General features: G+C 25.3%; 2 protein-coding genes and 1 rRNA gene. All 3 read right to left on the minus strand.

Annotation, left to right across the window (positions count from 1 at the left end; genetic code table 11):
* Positions 1-443: 443 nt before the first annotated feature.
* The gene (glgD, locus tag H9660_RS15930; protein WP_191751353.1) at positions 444-1,529 is read right to left on the minus strand and encodes a glucose-1-phosphate adenylyltransferase subunit GlgD; all 1,086 of its coding nucleotides are present in this window, start codon (positions 1,527-1,529) and stop codon (positions 444-446) included.
* A 15-nt stretch (positions 1,530-1,544) separates the two neighbouring features.
* The gene (locus H9660_RS15935; RefSeq protein WP_279289604.1) at positions 1,545-2,705 is read right to left on the minus strand and encodes a glucose-1-phosphate adenylyltransferase; all 1,161 of its coding nucleotides are present in this window, start codon (positions 2,703-2,705) and stop codon (positions 1,545-1,547) included.
* Positions 2,706-3,002: 297 nt separating this feature from the next.
* Positions 3,003-3,079: ribosomal RNA gene (gene rrf, locus H9660_RS16710) — 5S ribosomal RNA — on the minus strand; the annotation flags it as partial.

The following is a 3,079-nucleotide window of genomic DNA, read 5'->3' on the forward strand; positions in this document are numbered from 1 at the left end:
AATAAAAAGTTTAATCTGTTGCTCAAATTACCTTGAGTCTTAAATTTAAGACTTAAAAGAATTGCTGGTTTATTTTACTTAACTTATATTCTGTTCAATTTTCAAAGACCATTTTCTTCGTCGCCCTCAAGCGACTTTATCATCTTACCATTTGAAGATTTACTTGTCAATACTTTTTTTAATCAACTTTAAAATCTTTTTGGTCGTTTGTTCTTAGAGAACCTTGTTCCCTGGAACGATATTTATCTTATCACTTAAATATATTTTTATATTTCATTAATCCATTAATTATTAATATTATTTCCTCAATTTTATATAAATATCTACATTTTTCTTTCTTTTTCTTATATTGATACATGTGGCTTAGTTGTCCTTTTATTTATAGTATATTATAAATAAAATAACTACTAACTTATAATACGATAGTTAGTAGTTATTTTTTATTATACTATTTGTAAATTTTTATTTCTTTCATCTATTATTTGATTTTCTTTTATTATTGTTTTATGAGTTATTATAGAATTATTTATTATTGCATTTTTATGAATTATTACGTTGTCCATTAATATACTATTTTTTATTATTGCTCCTTCTTTCACTATTACCTTTCTTCCCAAAATACAATTTTCTAAATTTCCTTCTATATAAGATCCATTTGCTATTATAGAATTAGTAATATTGCTTTTTTTTGAATAAAATACAGGCGGTTCATCTTTTTGTTTTGTAAATATAGGATTATTATTATAAAACAATTCTTTATTTACATTCATATCTAATAAATCTTTATTTGCATTAAAATAAGAACTTATTGAATTTATACAGGTTAAATACCCTTTAAATTCATATGTTCCAACTCTTAATAAGTTTAAATTATCTTTTATATAATCCTTGACTTTTCTGTATAATCCACTCATTATGCTCTCTTTAACAATATTTATAAAAATAGAAGTTTTCATTATATACATTTCCATATTTATATTTGCTTTATAATCTTTATTATTAATATTTTTAATTTCTTTTACTCTATTATTATCATCAATTATCAACTTCTCACAAAAAGAAAATCTATTACTATCATTGACTCCCTTATATATTATTGTTATATCATTACTAGATTTTTTATGTTTTTCTAAGGCTTCTTTATAATTTATATTACATATCATATAAGATGGTGCTATTATTATATATTCTTTTCTACTAAATTTAATAAATTCTATGTTTTCAATAAAACTATTAATATCATCATAAATTGGATTATAATCACTATAATTAAATACTCTAAGCCCGTCTTTTTTTCTATGTAGATCCCAGGGCCTTCCATTACTTAAGTGCTTTAAAAGAGAATAAGATTTCTTTTTTGTAAAAATTCCTATACACTCTATTCCTGAATTAGTTAAATTCGATAAAATAAAATCTATTATTTTATACCTTCCTGCAATAGGCATTGCCGATATTATATTATCACAAATTAGTTCACTAATATTACCTTCTTTTTCATCTAAATTAATTATTCCTATACATTCCTTCATATAATCCCTCCTAACTTAAAGCACTTCAGCAGGTTCCAATGTTGTACCAATATCTAAAACTTCATTAGATGCTATGACTGCTATTTTTTCTCCATTTCCAATATTACAATTTCTGCTTATTTTTGCATTACTACCTACTATAGCTTTATTTATTATTACGTTATCACCAATTATAGTATTGTTCATTATAACAGAATTCCTTATTATTGAATTTTTCCCTACCTTTACTCCTTGAAAAATAACAGAATGTTCTATATCTCCTTCTATAATACATCCTTCAACTACTAATGATTCATTTATTTCTGAATTATGCCCTATATATTGAGCTGGACTTGCTATATTTTCAGAGTAAATTTTCCAACTATTATCATATAAATTTAATTCATTTTCCATACTTAATAAATCCATATTGGCTTCCCATAAGCTTTTTATAGTCCCTACATCCTTCCAATATCCTTTAAAGGGATATGCAAATAATCTTATACTACTATCTAACATTTTAGGAATGATATTTTTTCCAAAATCATTATCTGATAACTTATCATTTTCATCTACAATTAAAAACTCTCTTAATATCTTCCAATTAAAGATATATATTCCCATTGAAGCTTTTGTGCTTTTAGCTTTATTTGGCTTTTCTTCAAATTCATATATTGATAAATCCTCTCTAGTATTCATTATTCCAAATCTACTAGTTTCATTTATATCAACATCTATAACAGCTATAGTCACTTCTGATTTTTTTTCTTTATGAAAGTCTAACATATGCTCATAATTCATTTTATATATATGATCACCAGATAAAATTAATACATACTCTGGATTGTATCTATCTATATATTCTATATTCTGATAAATAGCATTAGCGGTTCCCCTATACCACTTCCCTCCCTTCTCTCCTTGATACGGTGGTAATATGCTAACTCCACCATCTCTTCTATCTAAATCCCATGGTGATCCTATTCCTATATGGGTATTTAATTCTAATGGTTTATATTGTGTTAAAATTCCAACTGTATATATTCCTGAATTCGAACAATTACTTAAAGGAAAATCTATAATTCTATATTTGCCTCCAAATGGTATAGCTGGCTTAGCTAATTTTTTTGTTAATACACCTAACCTAGAACCTTGTCCTCCAGCTAATATCATTGCAACTATTTCCTTTTTACTCATCATATCTCACTCCCTTACTTTTGTTACTTTACATTTATTAATATGAATAAGGTATGAATTATATGTTATGTAATTTAATTAAAATAAATATTTAGATAAAAAAAAGATAAACATTATATTTCTCCATCAGACCGCATGCGCTCCAAGTGAATTTCATAAAATGTTTATCTTTTTACAAACTCAAGGAAGGAAATTATAAAAATCCCCTTCTTAGACTCTAATCCTTACTAATTTATTATAATTTCTTTATAAAATAACAAAAAAAAGACTTAAGATAAATCTTAAGTCTTTTTATTAACCTGGCAACGTCCTACTCTCCCACACAGTCTCCCATGCAGTACCATCGGCGCTGTAGAGCTTAACTTTCCTGTTCG

It is taken from the genome of Clostridium gallinarum, assembly GCF_014836325.1.
In the GTDB taxonomy this organism is placed as follows: Bacteria; Bacillota; Clostridia; order Clostridiales; family Clostridiaceae; genus Clostridium; species Clostridium gallinarum.

What these genes read in the sequence shown, in the direction of transcription:
- glgD (WP_191751353.1), bottom strand. Translation starts at nt 1,529, where the DNA reads ATGAAGGAATGTATAGGAATAATTAATTTAGATGAAAAAGAAGGTAAT.
- H9660_RS15935 (WP_279289604.1), bottom strand. Translation starts at nt 2,705, where the DNA reads ATGAGTAAAAAGGAAATAGTTGCAATGATATTAGCTGGAGGACAAGGT.